This window comes from Mesorhizobium sp. M0207, assembly GCF_040321995.1.
In the GTDB taxonomy this organism is placed as follows: domain Bacteria; phylum Pseudomonadota; class Alphaproteobacteria; order Rhizobiales; family Rhizobiaceae; genus Mesorhizobium.
This window is the reverse complement of sequence record NZ_JAMYSQ010000021.1, coordinates 1-17,928: the sequence shown is the minus strand read 5'-3', so window position 1 is coordinate 17,928 and position 17,928 is coordinate 1. Positions and strand designations below refer to the sequence as shown.

14 protein-coding genes and 1 tRNA gene are annotated in these 17,928 nt (G+C 60.8%); 10 read left to right on the top strand and 5 right to left on the bottom strand.

All coding sequences use genetic code 11. The features are described from left to right. Positions 1-31: 31 nt before the first annotated feature. On the bottom strand, positions 32-163 hold the full coding sequence (locus NKJ15_RS24080; protein ID WP_352470878.1) for a glycosyltransferase: 132 nt from the start codon (positions 161-163) through the stop codon (positions 32-34). 406 nt (positions 164-569) lie between these two features. On the opposite strand from NKJ15_RS24080, the gene NKJ15_RS24075 reads away from it, so the two are divergent. The 5 genes from NKJ15_RS24075 (at position 570) to NKJ15_RS24055 (ending at position 8,146) form a co-directional block, all read left to right on the top strand. Next, the gene (locus NKJ15_RS24075) at positions 570-1,235 is read left to right on the top strand and encodes a DUF3450 domain-containing protein (protein WP_352817969.1); all 666 of its coding nucleotides are present in this window, start codon (positions 570-572) and stop codon (positions 1,233-1,235) included. Positions 1,236-1,242: 7 nt separating this feature from the next. Then, the gene (locus tag NKJ15_RS24070; protein WP_352817967.1) at positions 1,243-3,900 is read left to right on the top strand and encodes an OmpA family protein; all 2,658 of its coding nucleotides are present in this window, start codon (positions 1,243-1,245) and stop codon (positions 3,898-3,900) included. A gap of 15 nt (positions 3,901-3,915) precedes the next feature. Continuing rightward, complete coding sequence (locus NKJ15_RS24065; protein ID WP_254818889.1) at positions 3,916-4,407, top strand: Rab family GTPase; 492 nt, start codon at positions 3,916-3,918, stop codon at positions 4,405-4,407. 3 nt (positions 4,408-4,410) lie between these two features. Beyond that, positions 4,411-5,481 (top strand): adenylate/guanylate cyclase domain-containing protein, encoded by a 1,071-nt coding sequence (locus NKJ15_RS24060; RefSeq protein ID WP_352614629.1) that lies wholly within the window; start codon positions 4,411-4,413, stop codon positions 5,479-5,481. 439 nt (positions 5,482-5,920) lie between these two features. Beyond that, on the top strand, positions 5,921-8,146 hold the full coding sequence (locus NKJ15_RS24055) for a mechanosensitive ion channel family protein (RefSeq protein ID WP_352817965.1): 2,226 nt from the start codon (positions 5,921-5,923) through the stop codon (positions 8,144-8,146). A gap of 131 nt (positions 8,147-8,277) precedes the next feature. Here the strand turns inward: NKJ15_RS24055 and NKJ15_RS24050 are convergent. After that, positions 8,278-8,352, bottom strand: a tRNA-Gly gene (locus NKJ15_RS24050). 230 nt (positions 8,353-8,582) lie between these two features. Here NKJ15_RS24050 and NKJ15_RS24045 point away from each other — a divergent pair. The 4 genes from NKJ15_RS24045 (at position 8,583) to NKJ15_RS24030 (ending at position 11,316) form a co-directional block, all read left to right on the top strand. Further along, positions 8,583-9,080, top strand: coding sequence for a prolyl-tRNA synthetase associated domain-containing protein (locus NKJ15_RS24045; RefSeq protein ID WP_352458336.1), 498 nt, complete (start codon positions 8,583-8,585; stop codon positions 9,078-9,080). An 85-nt stretch (positions 9,081-9,165) separates the two neighbouring features. Beyond that, a complete protein-coding gene (gene trxA / locus NKJ15_RS24040; protein WP_352458335.1) occupies positions 9,166-10,158 on the top strand; it encodes a thioredoxin in 993 nt (330 codons plus the stop codon). Positions 10,159-10,320: 162 nt separating this feature from the next. After that, positions 10,321-10,992: an LON peptidase substrate-binding domain-containing protein gene (locus tag NKJ15_RS24035; protein ID WP_352470870.1), complete on the top strand. Its 672-nt coding sequence runs from the start codon at positions 10,321-10,323 to the stop codon at positions 10,990-10,992. Positions 10,993-11,076: 84 nt separating this feature from the next. Beyond that, on the top strand, positions 11,077-11,316 hold the full coding sequence (locus tag NKJ15_RS24030; RefSeq protein ID WP_023675986.1) for a Trm112 family protein: 240 nt from the start codon (positions 11,077-11,079) through the stop codon (positions 11,314-11,316). Between the two features lie 42 nt (positions 11,317-11,358). Here NKJ15_RS24030 and NKJ15_RS24025 read toward each other — a convergent pair whose 3' ends face one another. The 3 genes from NKJ15_RS24025 to NKJ15_RS24015 are packed head-to-tail and all read right to left on the bottom strand — an operon-like array spanning position 11,359 to position 17,157. Then, positions 11,359-14,667, bottom strand: a complete 3,309-nt coding sequence (locus tag NKJ15_RS24025) for an error-prone DNA polymerase (RefSeq protein ID WP_352817964.1) — start codon at positions 14,665-14,667, stop codon at positions 11,359-11,361. After that, the gene (locus NKJ15_RS24020) at positions 14,664-16,142 is read right to left on the bottom strand and encodes a DUF6504 family protein (protein WP_352748944.1); all 1,479 of its coding nucleotides are present in this window, start codon (positions 16,140-16,142) and stop codon (positions 14,664-14,666) included. The genes NKJ15_RS24025 and NKJ15_RS24020 overlap by 4 nt, the downstream gene beginning before the upstream one ends. Continuing rightward, complete coding sequence (locus NKJ15_RS24015) at positions 16,075-17,157, bottom strand: ImuA family protein (RefSeq protein ID WP_352817962.1); 1,083 nt, start codon at positions 17,155-17,157, stop codon at positions 16,075-16,077. The genes NKJ15_RS24020 and NKJ15_RS24015 overlap by 68 nt, the downstream gene beginning before the upstream one ends. Before the next feature lie 183 nt (positions 17,158-17,340). On the opposite strand from NKJ15_RS24015, the gene NKJ15_RS24010 reads away from it, so the two are divergent. Then, on the top strand, positions 17,341-17,763 hold the full coding sequence (locus NKJ15_RS24010) for a metallopeptidase family protein (RefSeq protein WP_023680515.1): 423 nt from the start codon (positions 17,341-17,343) through the stop codon (positions 17,761-17,763). The last annotated feature ends 165 nt before the right edge of the window (positions 17,764-17,928 follow it).

Sequence of the window (17,928 nt, the reverse complement as noted above, 5' to 3'; positions counted from 1 at the left end):
TCTCGGCGTAGGCCGTCACAATCGACGCCGATCAGTCCGTCGACCCATCGTCCATCACCACTATATCCAGTATCTGGCAGGTCTGCCGGCGGATGCCGGCACGCATTGTGCCGACGGTTTGCTCGGCATTGAGCATCGGTACCACACCGCCCTGCGGTAGCATCCTGGATCATCGAGCCTTCGTTTTCTTCGGCAGGAGTTGGCAAATGTCAAAACCGGATGACGGCATCGGCTGGCAGCACTGCCCTGTCAAGATAAGGGCGAATTGGAGGCGGGCAAAAAAGACTTGAACACAGGCTGAATGGCAGCGCGCATGCCCGACGGCTTGGAGCTGGGGTCGATGCGCCAGGGCATCTCCGCTCTCGCATTTCATCTGCATAAAGATGATCGCGGGCGAAGACGCGAGCGCGAGCTGATCCGGATCGAGCGCATGTCGAAATCTACCCGAATGGGGACGTTCGAACCGACTTAAGCCGCGAAGATTCCGGCTTGCGGGTCGACAATTTTACTGGCAAGTTTACCAGTTGCTAAATTAGCGCTGTGGCAATGTTCAAAAGAAGGGGCATGGGATGGCCAAGGAATCTTCGAGTACCGCTTCTTCGGCAAATAAAGCGGACGCAAATCTGACAAGTAATGCAGACGGAAGCGGGCTGACCTTCATGGCGGGCCAGGCTCGCGAGAGCGGAGCCCCCGGCGACGCTGTAGGTGTCGACAAGATACGTGATCTGCTGTTCGGCAACCAGATGCAGGACTATGACCGCCGCTTTTCCAAGCTTGAAGAACGGGTCTTGCAGCGCTTCAAGGATGTCGAATCCGAGGCCAAGCGCAATCTTGAAATGTACGAGTCAAATGCAAAGAAGCAGGTTGACTCGCTTGCGGCGCAATTGCGGAACGAAAAAGACGCGCGAGCCGACGCCGATAAGGAGATTGATCGGAATCTTCGCGAGCAAAATCAGGCGCTCGAAAAGCAGGTGCGCGCGTTGTCGGATCAGTTGAGCGAGCTTGAGCGGGAAGTTGCGGACCGGATAAATCGAAACGATCATTTGCTGCGTGAGGAAATCAAGCAAAAGAATGAAAGCATTCAGATGCTGATGGAGAAAATGTTTTCCGATCTTGGCAATGTCAAGACCGACCGAAATCTTTTGGCTGGCCTGTTTGTTGAGGTTGCAAAATGTCTAAATCAGGATCCCGTCGGCAGCAAGAACAACTCGGAGCGTACCTGGAAAGTGAGTTGATCGGAACTTGACGTCGACTGTCGACCCAATCAGCCTCCCTCAAAGAGCAGCTTCGAACGATACAGAGATTGATCGCGAGGCGCTGGCTCGCCTTTTGATCGAAATTGCCCGGAACGTTGATCCGGACTATCGTGCGCGTCTCGACGGAATCCCAACCGCCGACCCCCGCATGGAAACGCTGCGCCAGTTGCTGGTCGGCCGCGAAATTTCGGAGCTTTCACGAGTTACGCACCTGCTCGACGAACCCGAGCAGCTTGCGGCTGCAGTGGGGAGCGTTCTCCCCAGTGCAGCCGCACGTGCGCCTCATGCGCAACTCGGAGAGGCCCTTGCGCCAGCTGTCGAGAGGGCCGTGCAACGGTCCATCCAGAAGAGCCCGCGTACGCTGACGGATATATTGTACCCGGTGTTTCTGCCGGCTATTCGCAAGTCGATCGGCGAAAAGATCGACCAGACCTTTCAATCGTTGAATGAAACTTTAAGACATATATTTACCTGGCATGGGCTCAAGTGGAGACTTGAAGCTTGGAGAACAGGAGCAAACTTCTCAGAAGTTGTTCTTAAGCATTCTCTTGTTTATCGTGTAGAACACGTCTTTCTAATCAATCGCAATTCCGGGCTTTTGATAGCGCATGTAACTGCCGATAATGCAACTAGCGAAGATCCTCAACTCATTTCTTCTATGCTTAGTGCAATTCAAGATTTTGTAAAAGACTCATTTAACGAGAAAGAACAGAGCGGCCTGGATACCATTCGTTTCGGAGAGCTTCGTCTCTGGTCGGAAGTTGGACCGTTTGCGACCTTGGTTGCGGTGATCCGGGGAAATCCGCCGGAGGAATTACATGAAATAATTCGCGATGTATTGCTTCGCATCCATGATGAATGCTCACAGGCTCTAGAGCAGTTTGACGGCGACAGTTCGCAGTTGGCCGGCGTAGAGACGCAGTTGCAGACCTGCGTTGAACTGAAGCAGGAGGAATCAAACCAGGGATTTCCGTGGCTGGTCGTGGCTGCAGTCCTGCTGGTTTTGATTCCGGCAGGCGGTTGGTTCTTTCTTTCCTGGCAATCCGTGCAGCGCTGGCAGACCTATGTGTCGCGACTGGGGACCCAGCCGGGCATCATCGTTGCCGAACAAAAGGTGCGTGATGGCCAATTCTATATTGCCGGTCTGAGAGACCCGCTTGCCGCCGACCCGCAGTCGCTGTTGGCCGGAACGCAGGTCGATCCCGCCCGCGTTCATTCACAGTGGCAATTCTATCAGAGTCTTGATCCGGAGTTCGTATTGAAGCGGCTAACGGCGTCGCTGGTTCCGCCGGATTCAGTACGACTTTCGATCGTCAATGGTCGCATCGTTGCCGAGGGTGAGGCTCCCAACACCTGGATAGATCGGGCGCGCGCAGCGGCCCAACAACTTTCGGCAGGCGGACCGGAATTCGACATCTCCAGGGTTCGTGATGTGAGCCCCGAAGCACGCGCGGCGGAGCACTGGCAGACTTATGTGTCGCGACTGGAGGCCCAAGCGGGAATCATCGTCGCCCAACAAAAGGTGCGTGATGGCCAATTCTATATTGCCGGCCTGAGAGACCCGCTTGCCGCCGACCCGCAGGCTCTGCTGTCCGGAACGGAGGTAGATCCCGCCCGCGTTCATTCGCAGTGGCAATTCTATCAGAGCCTTGATCCGAAGTTCGTCCTGAAGCGGCTGATGGTATCGCTGACCCCGCCGGATTCAGTACGGCTTTCGATCGTCAAGGATCGCATCGTTGCCGAGGGTGAGGCTCCCGACATCTGGATAGACCGCGCACGCGCAGCGGCCCGACAGCTCTCGGCAGGCGGACCGGAATTCGACATCTCCAAGGTTCGTGATGTGAGCCCCGAGGCTCGCGCGGCGGAGCACTGGCAGACTTATGTGTCGCGACTGGAGGCCCAAGCGGGAATCATCGTCGCCCAACAAACGGCGAGGGGGGGACATTTCTATATTTCCGGCCTGAGAGACCCGCAGGCCGCCGACCCGAAGGCTCTGCTGTCCGGAACAGGGGTCGATCCTGCTCGCGTTCATTCACAGTGGCAATTCTATCAAAGCCTTGATCCGAAGTTCGTGGTGAAGCGGCTGATGGCGTCGCTGACTCCGCCGGATTCAGTACGGCTTTCGATCATCAAGGATCGCATCGTTGCCCAGGGTGAAGCTCCTGCCGCCTGGATAGATCGGGCGCGGGTCGCCGCCCAACAGCTGTCCGCGGACGGACTCTCTCTAGAACTCTCCGAGCTGCGTGAGTTGACCCCTCCGCAACTCACTCATTTGAGGGAGGCTATTCAAGCGGTCAACATTTTCTTCGATTCTGGCAAGGCTGTACCGGGACCAGAGCAACTGCCGGTTCTCGACAAATTGGCGAATCAGTTGAAGGAATTGGCCGAGGACGCCCGCAAGGCAGGCGTAACAGCACAGTTCATGTTGACCGGCCATTCGGACGAGACGGGCCGTGAAACGGCCAAGTTGTCGATCAGCGCCGCGCGCGCGGAGACAGTTCGTGCGCTTCTCAAGAAGCGCGGCGTCGATCCGGAGTTGCTCTTGGTTCGCGGCGCGGGCACCTTTGAGCCAGCGGAGATTGAAAATAGCCGAACCGGGAACTCCGCCAACCGCAGAGTTTCGGTTACGGTAAACTTCCACTAGGCGGAGCCCAGGATATTGCAAAAGAAGATCTGCATGTTGGGCGGGTTCGCTGTCGGAAAGACGAGTCTGGTTCGCAGGTTTGTGCAAAGCATCTTTTCAGAAACCTACTTGACCACGGTGGGAGTGAAAATCGACAAGAAGAGTGTCGCATTCCCGGACAAAACCGTGGATCTGATTTTGTGGGATTTGGCCGGCGAAGACGATATCGGCTCATTCCGCGTCAGCTATGTGCGAGGTGCGAGTGGGCTCGTGCTTGTCGTCGATGGAACACGCGCTGCTACTCTTGCCGTTGCGCTCACGTTGCGCGAGCGGGCCGAGGCTGAATTCGGCGCTATGCCGTTTGTATTGCTGTTCAACAAATCCGATCTGGCCGATCGGTGGGCAATATCGGATAGTGAAATTGACGAACTGAGGCAACTTGGATGGCAAATCTATCTAACAAGTGCGCTTTCGGGCGAACATGTTGATGATGCGTTTCGTCAACTTGCTTCGATGGTTAGCAAATAAACCATGAATGTCTTGCCAAGAGAAGTTAAAAGCTGGATTTACGATTTCTTCTACAACGAGCGCTCGGTCGCATATCTGAAAATCGACGCCCAGCTTTGCATAGCTGCGAAGGGCGGTAACGTTAACCATTACGGACTCTCGTCAGTTCGCATAGGTAAGCCTGTTGCCGAGCAGCTTGAATTCATGGAAGGTTTGTTGCCCTGCCCGGAGCTTCCATATGATATGGCCATGGTCGAACTGCCCAGCGGGCGTGTCGCGGACCTCCATCTTTTTGCTGACAATGCCTGCGTGTGGCTGCTCTTTCTTGACGCCACTGCCGAACGCGACAATAGGCAGCGGCTTCAACAGAAGGCTTATGAAATGACGCTTCTGCAAGAGAGGGAGCGTCAACTCAACGAGAAATTACAATCGACAAACGAGGCGTTGAGGGCGAGCCAAGAGGGATTGTCGCGTGAATACCAGCGCGCCGAAGCCCTACTCCTCAACATTCTTCCGGCGTCGATCGCGGAGCGGCTAAAAGCGCACGAACAAATTGCAGACAACCATGCGGAGGTGAGTGTGCTTTTTGCCGACATCGTCGGCTTTACGGAAAGAGCGCGGAGCGTCGGAGCCGTGACGACGCTCGCTATTTTAAATTACTTCTTCAAGGCGGCGGATCTGCTCTCGGAGCGATACGGCTGCGAAAAGATCAAGACAATCGGCGATTGTGTGATGGTGGTCGCTGGCCTGCCCACCGCGCGATCCGATCATGCGGAAGCCCTTGCGCACTATGCACTTGAACTGCGGAAGGCGGTTAAGCGCGAACGCTTCGCAGGAGAACCGATAAGACTCAGAATTGGAATTCACTCAGGACCAATCGTGGCGGGCGTCATAGGCAAAAGGCGGTTTGCCTATGACCTATGGGGCGACACCGTTAATCTCGCCGCACGTATCCAAACGTCCGCGGAGCCCGATGAAATCCGTATTTCGGATGCAACTCATCAACTGCTTGGACCAAATTTTGCTTGCGACCCACTCCAGGAAACGGAATTGCGTGGTACAGGTCGTGTGCGAATGTGGCGGCTCCCGGCCTGATTTGCCGCATGGCAGTGCCGACCCGGAAGCGCATTTCATCTCAAGCAACATCATGGTTTCGAATGTCCGCAGCGGTGCGCGAAGCAGTTGACCACCGAGCGACCGCCAAAGGTCTGTCCTGGTCAACTCAGGAAATCAGTTCCTGAGATTTAACGTCGATGCCCAGTCCATAGAACGGCCGGAGGCCTGGGACGAGGTCGGAATGTCCTGCCCCCGCGGCTAAATAAACACCGCCAAGTACCCGGCGCAACGGTCTGGCTCGGAACGATGACGTCTTGCACCGCAACATCGGTTTCTTCAAGGTAGGGCAACAACGGACATAGATGTCGTTGCTCGCCGATCTGACCGGAAGGTTAACAGCACGATGCCACTCATGACTCGACGATTGGGCGCCAGGAACCTGGCGCGCCCGGCACGGCGTCTCGGAGACCTGACTGCGATGTTTGCCCTGATTGCCAGGCCGCTCGTCTTTGGGATCGCCCTTTTGTTGGCTGGTCAGGCGCAGGCGCAGGCGCCGGCGACCGTCCCGCCTGAAAGGGTCAAACAGCTGCTCGAGCTTCTCGACGATCCGTCAGTGAAGGCCTGGGTGGCCGAACAGCGAAATCAGGACGCCGGATCAACGGGAGCGCCCGCCGAGAGAGGGGCTTCGCCGACCGACGCATCGTCCGGCGCTGTGGCCGCACCAGGCCAGATGAATACGATGGCATCCTCGACGCTCGATGGGATCAGGCATCATATCGAAAGAATCGTGCGAACTTTGCCCTTGCTGCCAGGCCAGTTCGCGCGCGTTCGGGCAGAGACGATGGAGGATATGTCCAGCAAGGGGCCTGCCGGCGTATTTGTGCTGATTGCAATGTTCATCGCTGCCGGCCTGGCACTCACTTGGGCAACATTCAAGCTCACCCGTCCATTTCGTCTTTGGATTATCGCGCAACTGAAGGATACGCCTGTTGGGCGAGCCAAGAAGATTGGTGGCCGCCTGCTTTATTCCAGCATGCTGATAGTCTCTTTCGCACTGGGCAGCGCCGGCGCGTTCATGTTGTTCGACTGGCCGATGCTTATCCGCGAGATTGTACTGACATTTCTGATGGCGGCAGTCGTTACATGGGGTGTGCGCATGTACGTCATGGCCATGCTCGTCCCTTCCTTCATGAACGTCGAGAACGCCGTCGAGGTTCGTGCTTTGCCGATCACCAACGAAGCGGCTGACCATTGGTCCTATTGGCTACCCCGGATCGTCGGCGTCTTCGCCTTCTTCGGCGCCGCGTTTATCCTCTTGCCAGGTCTCGGCATCGATCAGGACGGAATGATGGTCCTGTCACTGGGCGCCGATTTCGTGCTGCTGTTGCTCCTGCTGCTTGCCATTTGGCGTCGGCCAAGAACGCAGCGAGACGGTGCGCGCCACATCGGTTACACGGAAGCGACATGGCTATTGACTGCTTATTTCGTCGTCCTGTTCCTGCAGCGTATCGCTGGCCTTTATACATACTTCTGGTTCACCTTCGCCGCATTCTTCCTGCCTTTGGCAATCGTGGTGACGCAGCGCGGGGTTAATTTCGTTCTGCGGCCAGGTTCGGAAGATGTCGGCCGGCCCACGATCCCGGCGGTGACGATCGCTGTCATCGATCGCGGAATCCGAATGATTTTCATCCTGGCGGCGGCTTACCTTCTCGCACGTGTCTGGGGTCTGGACATGCAATCCATGCGGGACAGCGATACGACGACGACGTTCATATTGCGCGGCTTGATCAATGTCGTGGTCATTGCCCTCGCCGCCGACTTCGGCTGGTCGATCATCAAAGCTTTGATCGAACGAAAGCTGGGCATAGAAACACCGCACCCTGTGATCAGCGACGAGGACGTCCCGATCCTCGATCCGCAGCAGGCACGGCTGCACACGCTCTTGCCGATCCTCCAGAATATTCTGCTCGCATCGATCATCGTGATGGCGGTGCTTATGATGCTCGCCTCGCTGGGTATCCAGATCGGCCCATTGATCGCCGGCGCTGGCGTCGTCGGCGTCGCCGTGGGCTTTGGGGCACAAACCATTGTCAAGGACGTCATTTCAGGCGTGTTTTTTCTGCTCGATGATGCGTTCCGTGTTGGCGAATACATTTCATCGGGCGATTACAAGGGTACTGTGGAAAGCTTTTCGCTGCGCTCGGTGAAGCTGCGCCACCATCGTGGTCCGCTGTTCACGATACCTTTCGGTGAACTCGGGGCAGTCCAGAACCAGAGCCGTGACTGGGTTATCGACAAATTCAACATCACCGTTGGTTATGACACCGATATCGACTTCGCTCGCAAGCTGATCAAGCGGATCGGCCTCGAACTGGCGGAAGATCCCGAGTTCAAACACTGGGTGCTCGACCCGATCAAGATGCAGGGCGTACAGGAGTTCGGCGAATACGGCATCGTATTGAGGGTCAAGGCCACAACCAAGCCGGGAGGCGCCTTCGGTATGAAACGCAAATTCTATGTACGCCTCCGCCAGGTCTTCAAGGAGCAGGGCATCGAACTCCCATTTCCGACCGTCCAGGTCCAGGGGCTACAGAACCAACATGGGGCAGAGAATGCACCGTTGGAGATCACGCCCGAGTTGAAAATGGCCGTCGCGCAGTCGCACACTATTCGGCGCAGAAAAAAAGCTAGCACAACGGAATAGAAAAGCTGCGACACCTGCTGGTCACAGCGCGGCTTTCCGCGCATCGCCATGGCAGGGACACTCTTTTCGCCACGTAAGCAAAAGGCGCCCCGAAAGGCGCCTCTTAATCGCTTGATTCCCCTCAAGGAAACTGGAGCGGGTGAAGCGATTCGAACGCTCGACCCCAACCTTGGCAAGGTTGTGCTCTACCCCTGAGCTACACCCGCTCGCGCGGCTTTTGGGCCGCAAGCCGCGCCTATATGGCTGAAGAGCGCGGCGATTGCAACAGGGAATTCGCAGGCTTTTTGCTTCGCCGGCAATGCGGAGAAGCGCTCCTCGGGACGTCGCAAGGCAATCACCCCCGCGTTGCGCGACGGGCTTGTCTTGGCCGCATCATTGGCCGTAAACGGCGTTAGCCGAACAAGCCGTTGAAAGCGGGCCATCAGAAGAAAGACCGATGCCGAAGACCGAAGCCGAACTTTTCGCCTTTCTTGCCGGACTCGGGATCGAGGTATCGACGCGGCGGCATCCGCCGCTGTTCACGGTCGCCGATTCGCAGGCGCTGCGCGGCGAGATTGCCGGCGGCCACACCAAGAACCTGTTCCTCAAGGACAAGAAGGACAATTTCTTCCTGGTCAGCGTCGACGAGGAGGCGGTGGTCGATCTCAAGCAGATCCACCATCTGATCGGCGCTGCGGGGCGCGTGTCTTTCGGCCGGCCGGAGATGCTGATGGAGCTTCTCGGCGTCGTCCCGGGCGCGGTCACGGTGTTCGGGCTGATCAACGACACCGAGCGAAGGGTCAAGGTCGTGTTGGACGAGGAGCTGATGAGCCATGCGGTGGTCAATGCCCACCCGCTGACCAACGAAGCGACGACTTCCATCGCTGCCGCGGACCTGGTCAAATTCGTCGAGGCAACCGGACATGATGCTGTTATCTTGAAAGTCTCGGCATGATCGCCACATGGGTGACTGAAACCGGGTTCTAAAGAAGGATGTTGCGCCCGTCCCTTGGCCGGCGGCGCGACCGAAAGGCGACGAGATGAGTGATAGCAACCCCTTTGGCGGCCCATTTGGCAGCAATGGCGGCCGGTATGCCACCACCGTGCAATATGGCGGCACCGATGCCGCGCGTGAGAAGGTCGCGCTTGCGGAGGCGCCGGCCGACGTCATCAAGGACACAACGACCGCTGGATTTGCCGCTGACGTGATCCAGGAATCGCGTCACCAGCCGGTGCTGGTCGATTTCTGGGCGCCGTGGTGCGGCCCTTGCAAGCAATTGACGCCGCTGCTGGAGAAGGCGGTGAAAGCCGCCGGTGGCAAGGTCAAGCTGGTCAAGATGAATATCGACGACCATCCATCGATCGCCGGCCAGCTTGGCATCCAGTCGATACCGGCGGTCATTGCCTTCAAGGACGGCCAGCCGGTCGACGGCTTCATGGGCGCCATTCCCGAGAGTCAGATCACGCAATTCATCCAAAAGGTCGGCGGCAAGAACGGCGGTGCGCCGCAAGTTGCCGAGGCGCTGGCCGCGGCCGCCGAAGCGCGCGACGCCGGGGACGTGCAGACGGCGGCCGACATTTACGATGCCATCCTGGAACAGGCGCCGGAGACAATCGAGGCGATCGCTGGCTTGGGCGATCTGCTGTTCGAGGCCGGCGATGCCGAAGGTGCCGAGGCGGTGCTGGCGCGGGCGCCGGAAGCAAAGAAGGATGCGCCCCAGCTCGCCGCGCTGCGGGCCAAGATGGCGCTCGCCGCGCAAGCAGCAGTGCTCGGCAATCCGGCGGAACTGGAACGGCGGCTGGCCGAAAATCCCGGGGATCACCAGGCACGGTTCGAGCTTGCCATGATCCAGAACGCCAAGGGTGATCGCATGGCGGCGGCCGACAATCTGCTGGCGATCATCAAGGCCGACCGCTCGTGGAACGACGACGGCGCCAGAACCCAGTTGCTGCAGCTCTTCGAGGCATGGGGCATGACCGACGAAGCAACGCTGTCGGCACGGCGCAAACTGTCGTCGCTGCTGTTTTCCTGAGCCGGCGCAGACTGTTTTGTCGCGCGGGCTTGCGGTAGGCCGCGGCTGCGCCAGATTAGGTTTTCGGACGGCGTTCGATTTCAGGTTTCCGGTGTTGCGCCTTGTGCGGCCGGGAGGAGACGGATTTTGTGCGCTTCCTGACAAAGCGATCGGAGGATTGAGGTGCAGGCGGGAAACGCGCATTACCGGCTCGCTGCGGACTTACCGTCGACCATGCCGATCTTTCCGCTTGAGGGCGCATTGCTGCTCCCGGGAGGCCGCATGCCGCTCAACATCTTCGAGCCGCGCTATCTGCAGATGGTCGACGAGGCGATCGCCGGGCCGCGGCTGATCGGCATGATCCAGCCCAGCCTTAACGGTGCGCTGCGTCCCGACGGCGAGCCGGAGCTCTGCAATGTCGGCTGCGCCGGGCGCATCATTGCGCTGTCCGAGAGCGGCGACGGCCGTTACCTGATTTCGCTGCAGGGCGTGTGCCGGTTCCGTATTGTCCAGGAGCTCACGGTCAAAACACCGTTCCGGCAGTGCCGGTTGGCACCCTTTCTCGCCGATCTCGACGAGGAGCAGGCAGACGCCGAGATCGACCGGCCGGCGCTGCTCAAAGCGTTTCGCGCCTATCTGCAGGCTAACGATCTGGAGGCCGACTGGGAAAGCGTCAGCCGCGCCGAAAACGCCATGCTGGTCAACGCACTGTCGATGATGGCGCCCTACGGGCCGGCCGAGAAACAGGCGCTGCTCGAAGCGGCCGATCTGAAGACACGCGCCGAGACCCTGATCGCCATCACCGAAATGGCGCTGGCGCGCGACAATGAGGATTTCGGTTCGAGTTTGCAGTAGGTTCTTGCCTTCTCCCACAAGGGGGAGAAGGGGAAGTCCGCGCTCGAAACCTTAACCGATTGCCTTGTGGAAAGGATGGATCGAATGGCGGATGGACGTGACGGGAACAGGACCGTCGACCCCAAGCTGCTGGAACTCTTGGCCTGCCCGCTGACCAAGGGGCCGCTCGCCTGGGATCCGGAGCGCGGCGAGCTTATCTCGCGGGTGGCAAAGCTTGCCTATCCGGTGCGGGACGGCATTCCGATCATGCTGCCATCGGAAGCGCGTGTCATCACCATAGATGATGCCATGCCACCGCCGCCGCGCCTGGGTGGAACGCCCTGAGTGCTGCGGTTCAGAGCCGCTCCGTCGCGATCTTTCGCGCCTCTATTGAAAATTGCGCCCTTTGGGCATGACCTTCTCCGCCTTTCCCAATAGTTCCGTTTGCGCGATGGTGTCAGGCTGAGCCTCGTCTGCACTGCTCGACAGTCTGTCCGCGGGCCTTGCCTGTTCAAGCAGCACCGACAGCCACGGCGTCAGATCCTCGACCTTCTCGGCGACGATATGGATGACGTCAGATTCCGATTGCAGCTTGCCGGTGACGCGGATGAGACGCGCGCCCATGACGATGGGGCGGAAGCGGTCAAAAGTCCTTTCCCAGAAAATGATGTTGGCGACCGCATTCTCGTCTTCCAGCGTCAGGAAAATCGCCTTGCCATTGCCCGGCCGCTGCCGCACCAGCACGAGGCCGGCGACCGAAACGCGCCGGCCGTCCCGCACCTGGCCGAGCCGCACATTGGGCGTGACGCCGGAACGATCCAGCCTTTGACGCAGGAAGGCGACCGGGTGCGCCTTCAGCGACAGGCCAAGCGAGCGGTAGTCGTGGACGACGTGCTCGCCGAGCGGCATTGTCGGGAGCCTGGTTGCAGGCTCCAGATCGCGCAAGCGGATCGCCGGCTGGTCGAACAGCGGCAGCTTTTCGGCGGCACTCTTGCCGTCGAGCGCGCGGACCGCCCATAGAGCGTCGCGACGGTTCAATCCAAGCGACCGGAAAGCGTCGGCCTGCGCCAGTTTTTCGATCTCGTCGACGTTGAGGCCCGAGCGCAGCCAGACGTCGCGTATGGATGCATAGCCGGCGCCGCGCCTCGACACAAACGCTTCCATGCGCTCCTTCGACAGGCCCTTGACCTGGCGAAAGCCGAGCCGGACGGCATGGCTGGTCCGGATGACGCCGCGCATCTGGGCATGGCGGTCAAGGATACGATCCGGATCGAAAGGCGATTTCTCCAAGGCGCAATCCCAGCCGGAAAAATTGACGTCGACCTCGCGGATCTCGACGCCGTGGTCATGCGCGTCGCGGACAAGCTGGGCCGGCTGGTAAAACCCCATCGGCTGGGAATTCAGGATCGCGGCGCAGAACACGTCGGGATAGAAGGTCTTGAACCAGCAGGAGGCATAGACCAGCAGGGCGAAGGAGGCGGCGTGGCTCTCGGGAAAGCCGTATTCGCCAAAACCCTCGATCTGCTTGAAGCAGCGCTCGGCGAAGTCTTTTTCGTAGCCCTTGGCGACCATGCCGTCGACCATTCTCTTGCGGTAATTGCCGATCGTGCCGGTGCGCTTGAATGTCGCCATGGCGCGGCGCAGTTCATCGGCCTCGCCCGGCCTGAAGCCGCCAGCAACGATGGCGATCTTCATCGCCTGCTCCTGGAACAGCGGCACACCCAGCGTCCTGCCGAGTATTTTTTCCAGTTCCGGCTTGGGATATTCGGGTTTTTCCTTGCCTTGCCGGCGGCGCAGATAAGGGTGGACCATGTCGCCCTGGATCGGGCCGGGCCGCACGATCGCCACCTCGATGACGAGGTCGTAAAAGCTTTTCGGCCGCAGCCGCGGCAGCATCGACATCTGCGCGCGCGATTCGATCTGGAAGACGCCGATCGTGTCGGCACGGCAGATCATGTCGTAGACATGCTTGTCCTCGGCAGGCAGAGTGGCCAGCACATAGGGCAGGCCGTACTCGTCCCGCGCCTGCGGATAATGATCCTGGAGCAGGGTGAAGGCGCGCTGCAGGCAGGTCAGCATGCCGAGCGCCAGCACGTCCACTTTAAGGATTTTCACCGCGTCGAGATCGTCCTTGTCCCACTCGACCATCTTGCGCTCGTCCATCGCCGTCTTGACGATGGGCACGATCTCGTCGAGCCGGTCCCGGGTGATGACGAAACCGCCGACATGCTGCGACAAATGACGGGGAAAGCCCATGATCTCGTTGGCGCATTCGATCACATGCCTTGTCGATGGATCGGTCCGATCGAGGCCGCCGGCCTTTGTCTCCTTTTCGCCGAGCTCCGAGGTCGACCAGCCCCAGATCGAACTGGACAGCGCGCCCCGGACGTCGTCCGACAGGCCCATCGCCTTGGCCACTTCGCGCATCGCCGAGCGGCCCCGGTAGCTGACGACGGCGGCGGCCAGCGCGGTGCGCTTGGTGCTGTATTTGGAATAGATGTACTGGATGACCTCCTCTCGCTTTTCATGCTCGAAATCGACGTCGATGTCGGGCGGCTCGTTTCTTTCCTCGGAAATGAAGCGCTCGAAAAGCGTTTCGATCTTGTCCGGGCCGACTTCGGTGATGCCAATGCAGAAGCAGACGATCGAGTTGGCGGCAGAGCCGCGCCCCTGGCAGAGAATGTTCTGGCTGCGGGCGAATTTGACGATGTCGTGGACAGTCAGGAAATAGCGCGCGTAGTTCAGGCGCTCGATCAGAGCGAGCTCCTCCTCGATGCGCTGCGTCACAAAAGCGGGCACGCCCGAGGGGTAGCGGATGGCGGCTCCCTCCTTGGCCAGCCTTTCCAGTTCGGCCTGAGGCCCAAGACCCGATTCCGTCGGCTCGTCGGGATAGTTGTATTGCAGGTCACTGAGCGAGAAGGTCAGCTCGCCGGCAAAACGCAGCGTTTCCGCCAGCGCTTGCGGATGCCTGCGGAAAAGCCGTGCCATCTCCAGCGGCGGCTTTAAGTGACGCTCGGCATTGGCCGCCAGCTCCAGCCCCACCTCAGCGACGGGCACATTGAGGCGGATCGCCGTCAGCACGTCCTGCAGCGGGCGCCGTTCCGACGTATGGTAGAGAACATCGTTGGTCGCCATCAACGGGATGCCGGCCAGATCCGCCATCGCCGCCGCCTGCTCGATACGGAAGCGGTCGTTGCCGCGGTAATCCGGCGAAACCGCAAGCCGCAGGTTTTCACCGAAACGATCCTTGAGCCGGCTAAGGAGTGCGAGGCTGGTTTCCGCGTCCGCCGACAGATCCGGCAGTATGGCGAGCGACAGGAGATCGCCCCATTCGAGAAGATCGCTCTGTTTGAGGAGCGTCGCCCCTTTTTCGTTCTCGTCACGCAGATTGGCCTGTGTCAGCATGCGGCAGAGATGCCCCCAGCCCTTGCGGTCCTGCGGGTAGGCGAGGATGTCCGGCGTGCCGTCGCAAAAAACCAGGCGGCAGCCGGGATGATAGGAAACACCTTCCACCTTGGCCTGCTGCCAGGCGCGCACCACGCCCGCCACCGTGTTGCGGTCGGCGAGACCGATCGCCGAAAACCCCAGGAATTTTGCCGCGACCACCAACTCCTCCGGTTTCGAGGCACCGCGCAGAAACGAGAAGTTCGACTGGATGCCGAATTCGGCATAGGGGTTGGCCGTCAGCGCATTCATGCGAAGATCCCATGCATGAACCAGCGCGGCGAGGGCTGCGAGGCGCCGTAAAGGCCCTGGCGATAGAGCCAGTAACGGCGGCCGTCGGCATCCTCGATGCGGAAATAATCCCGGGTCGGGGCATCTTCTCGTCCCGCCGCCCCTCGCCACCATTCCGGCGCGATGCGCTCCGGCCCTTCGGCGCGCGCGACCCGGTAGAGCGCGCGCCGCCAGCGGAAGTTCAAAGGCGGGCCTTCCGGCATTTCGGTGGCCGGCACCTCGATCGGCTCGGGCGAACGGAAAAGCCGGATCGGCCGTTCCGGCTGGAAGACGGTCGTGGGAGCGTCCTTCGCCTTGTCCGGCTGCTTCGGCGGCGAGCTTCTCTGCGGCGCCTCCGTGAAGGGAAGGGTGGCGACGGCGCGCTCCGGCAAATGGCTCTCGACGGCGACCGGCTTCAAGACCGCGCCTTCGCCGAGCCGGGCGCGAATGCGGTCGGCAAAAAGCGCGATATCGGCACCGTCGTCGCTCGTCTCGCCGGCAAGGTCGGCCTGCTGCATGTCGAAGGCGGCGGCGGTCAGCACCGAAAGGCGCACGAGATCGAAGCCATAGCCGGCGTCGATATCCTGTTCGAGCGCGGCAAGCCTTTCGTGGAACAATTTCTGGATCAGCCGCGGCTCGCGCAGAGGCCGCGAGGTGCCGACGGCGATGCGGCTGACGCCGCCATCGACGCGGAAAAGCAGCAGCGCCAGCCGCCTTGCGCCTTCGCCGCGACGCTCAAGGTCGCTCTTCAAGGTGGTCGCCAGCATGCCGGTCAGCCGCTCGATGTCCTCGGTCAGCATGATCGGCTCGGCAAGGTGACGCTCGACCGAAAGCGGTGCCACCGGCAGGCGCGGCGACACGGCCTCCTCGAGGCGGCCAAGCGCCTGGTCGAGGCGCAAGAGCAGCGATGCGCCGAAGCGGCGGGCCAGCGGCGCGCGCGGTGCCGCCATGACGGCGCCCGCCGTGCGCAGGCCGACGCTTTCGAGGCTGGCGCGTACCTCCGGGTCGATGCGCAGCGCCGCCAGCGGCAAGGGCGCGAGAAGCGCTTCCTCCTCACCATCGGGCACGATGCGGTCGCCAGCAAACCGCGCCGCCGCCCAGGCAGCACCAGGCGTGGCGGCAAGCCCGGCGCGGACATCGAAGCCCTGATGGAAAAAACGCGACAGGATATCGTCCAGCATCGAGCGTTCGCCGCCGAAAAGATGGGTGCAGCCGGTGACGTCGAGATAGAGGCCGTCGGTCCCGTCAAGCGCCACCAGCGGGGTATAGCGGTCGCACCAGTCGGCGAGGCCTTCGAGCAGGCGCCGGTCGGCCTCCGGATCGGCCTCCACGATGTCGATCGAGGGATGCATGGCGCGTGCATCGGCTATGCCCATGCCGCGCTTCAGATTAAGCGCCTCGGCCCGCTCGTCGAGGGCGGCGATGCGCTGGGCGTTCCGGTCGCGGTGACTGATCACCAGCGGCAGGTGATCCGAAGGCCGGGAACGCCAGGACCGCCCCAGACGCTGCCGCAGGATCCTCTCGGCGGCGAGATGCGGAAACCACAGGGATAGGATTCTTTGGCCGTTCTGGGGTCCATTCCTGAGACCTTCCTTGCTCGCCCCGTCTTTCTTCGAATATGCGTTCATCGGGGTTCCACTCCAGTGTGAATTTTCCGGGCAAGGCCGTGCGGCTCTTGCCGATAGCGACGGTGAAGGCGGGTCGGCCGATCGAGCCGGCGAGCGGCCCGGCAAGCGTCTTACGCGTTGCCGCCGGTGCCGCCGACAGGATGAGGCGGACGGGCGCTGCCGTCGGTTCGGGCTCGCCGGCCTGGCGCAGCAGGAACAGCGGCCGGCCCGCACTCTGCGCGCGGGCGTGCAGCCGCCGCGTCGCGGTGAGGTCAAGCCGCTGCGGGCTGCCGCGGATTTCGAGGATGACGGCGGCCAGCGCCGTCATCCGGGCAGCCTCCTCGGCGATCCACAGCGCATCGAGCAGCCTTGGCGCCTCGGAAAACAGCAATTGCTCCGGCTCGATGCCGAAGAAGGCGTGAAGCCCCCTGGCATAGGGAAAGCCGGCCTCGCGGAAAACCTCTGATGTGCCGATCCACAGCACCGGCAATCGCGGCCCCTGGCTTAGGATCAGGCTGACGAGCGACAAGGCAAAACCGGCAACGGCCCCGGCATCGCGGGTCGCGGCGCCATGAAACTCGCTCACCGCCGCCTTCGGCAGGCCGCCGCTCAGCGCAGCATCGAGGCGCTCGGCGCCGGTGCGCAAAAACGCATCGGGCGGCGCCACGGCAAGGCCGCGCCGGACAATGGTCAGATTCCGAGCGGGTGTCGGATGCCGAGAGGGTGTCAGACTCTGACGAGGGACATCCGCGTCAAACGACGAACTGGCCGGCGCCTCCAGGCGCTCGGGCAAGGTCCCTTCGATCTTCGCGATCTGGCGGCGCAGGGCAAAAACAGTCTCCCGCGCCACGGCGCTTGTCGCCATGACGGTCAGCTTCCACTCACACTTGTTCCTGTTATGTTCTCTAGGATTCCAGAGGTCGCCCGAAGAGTCAAGCGGAGTCATGGGGAATTTATTCCTGTAGTGGGGGCATGGCACGAGCACTCCAGCCCGACCATTTGCCGAGTCCGGCCTGAAAGCCTATATGCCGGGATCAAAGGACAAAGCATGGCTCGCATCTACCAAACACGCATCTGGCACGACCAGCTTTCGCCAACGATGGAGGAAATCGAGCTCCTGGCGCTGGAGGCCTATGCCCATCTGCCGGAGGACTTTCGCAAGTTGACCGGCGAGATCGTCATTCAGATCGCCGAATTCCCGACCGACGAGATCATGGACGACCTTTCGCTGGAAACGCCCTTCGACCTGCTCGGCCTGTTCGAGGGGCGCGGCATCGCCGAGCGCTGGAATCCGCAGACCGGCGAGGGGCCGAACCGCATCACCCTCTATCGTCGCGCCATCCTCGACTACTGGGCCGAGAACGAGGAAACGCTGGGCGACATCGTCACCCATGTGCTGATCCACGAGATCGGCCACCATTTCGGCCTGTCGGACGACGATATGGAGAAGATCGAAGAGGCAGCGGAGTGAGCGACCCCGCTCCTCGTCATCCTGGGGCGGAGCAAGGAGCGAAGCGACGCAGCGCAGACCCCAGGATCCATATGTGGACGGCGCCCTGCCTGCAACGGTTGTTTTGCGTCGTTTTCGATCGCTTGCGTCCATATGTCCGGCCTTTGAGCACGGTCCTTGCGGCCG

Coding starts and splice junctions, on each gene's coding strand:
- NKJ15_RS24080 (WP_352470878.1), bottom strand. CDS start 163: ATGCTACCGCAGGGCGGTGTGGTACCGATGCTCAATGCCGAGCAAACC.
- NKJ15_RS24075 (WP_352817969.1), top strand. CDS start 570: ATGGCCAAGGAATCTTCGAGTACCGCTTCTTCGGCAAATAAAGCGGAC.
- NKJ15_RS24060 (WP_352614629.1), top strand. CDS start 4,411: ATGAATGTCTTGCCAAGAGAAGTTAAAAGCTGGATTTACGATTTCTTC.
- NKJ15_RS24055 (WP_352817965.1), top strand. CDS start 5,921: ATGTTTGCCCTGATTGCCAGGCCGCTCGTCTTTGGGATCGCCCTTTTG.
- NKJ15_RS24045 (WP_352458336.1), top strand. CDS start 8,583: ATGCCGAAGACCGAAGCCGAACTTTTCGCCTTTCTTGCCGGACTCGGG.
- trxA (WP_352458335.1), top strand. CDS start 9,166: ATGAGTGATAGCAACCCCTTTGGCGGCCCATTTGGCAGCAATGGCGGC.
- NKJ15_RS24030 (WP_023675986.1), top strand. CDS start 11,077: ATGGCGGATGGACGTGACGGGAACAGGACCGTCGACCCCAAGCTGCTG.
- NKJ15_RS24025 (WP_352817964.1), bottom strand. CDS start 14,667: ATGAATGCGCTGACGGCCAACCCCTATGCCGAATTCGGCATCCAGTCG.
- NKJ15_RS24015 (WP_352817962.1), bottom strand. CDS start 17,157: ATGGCGACAAGCGCCGTGGCGCGGGAGACTGTTTTTGCCCTGCGCCGC.
- NKJ15_RS24010 (WP_023680515.1), top strand. CDS start 17,341: ATGGCTCGCATCTACCAAACACGCATCTGGCACGACCAGCTTTCGCCA.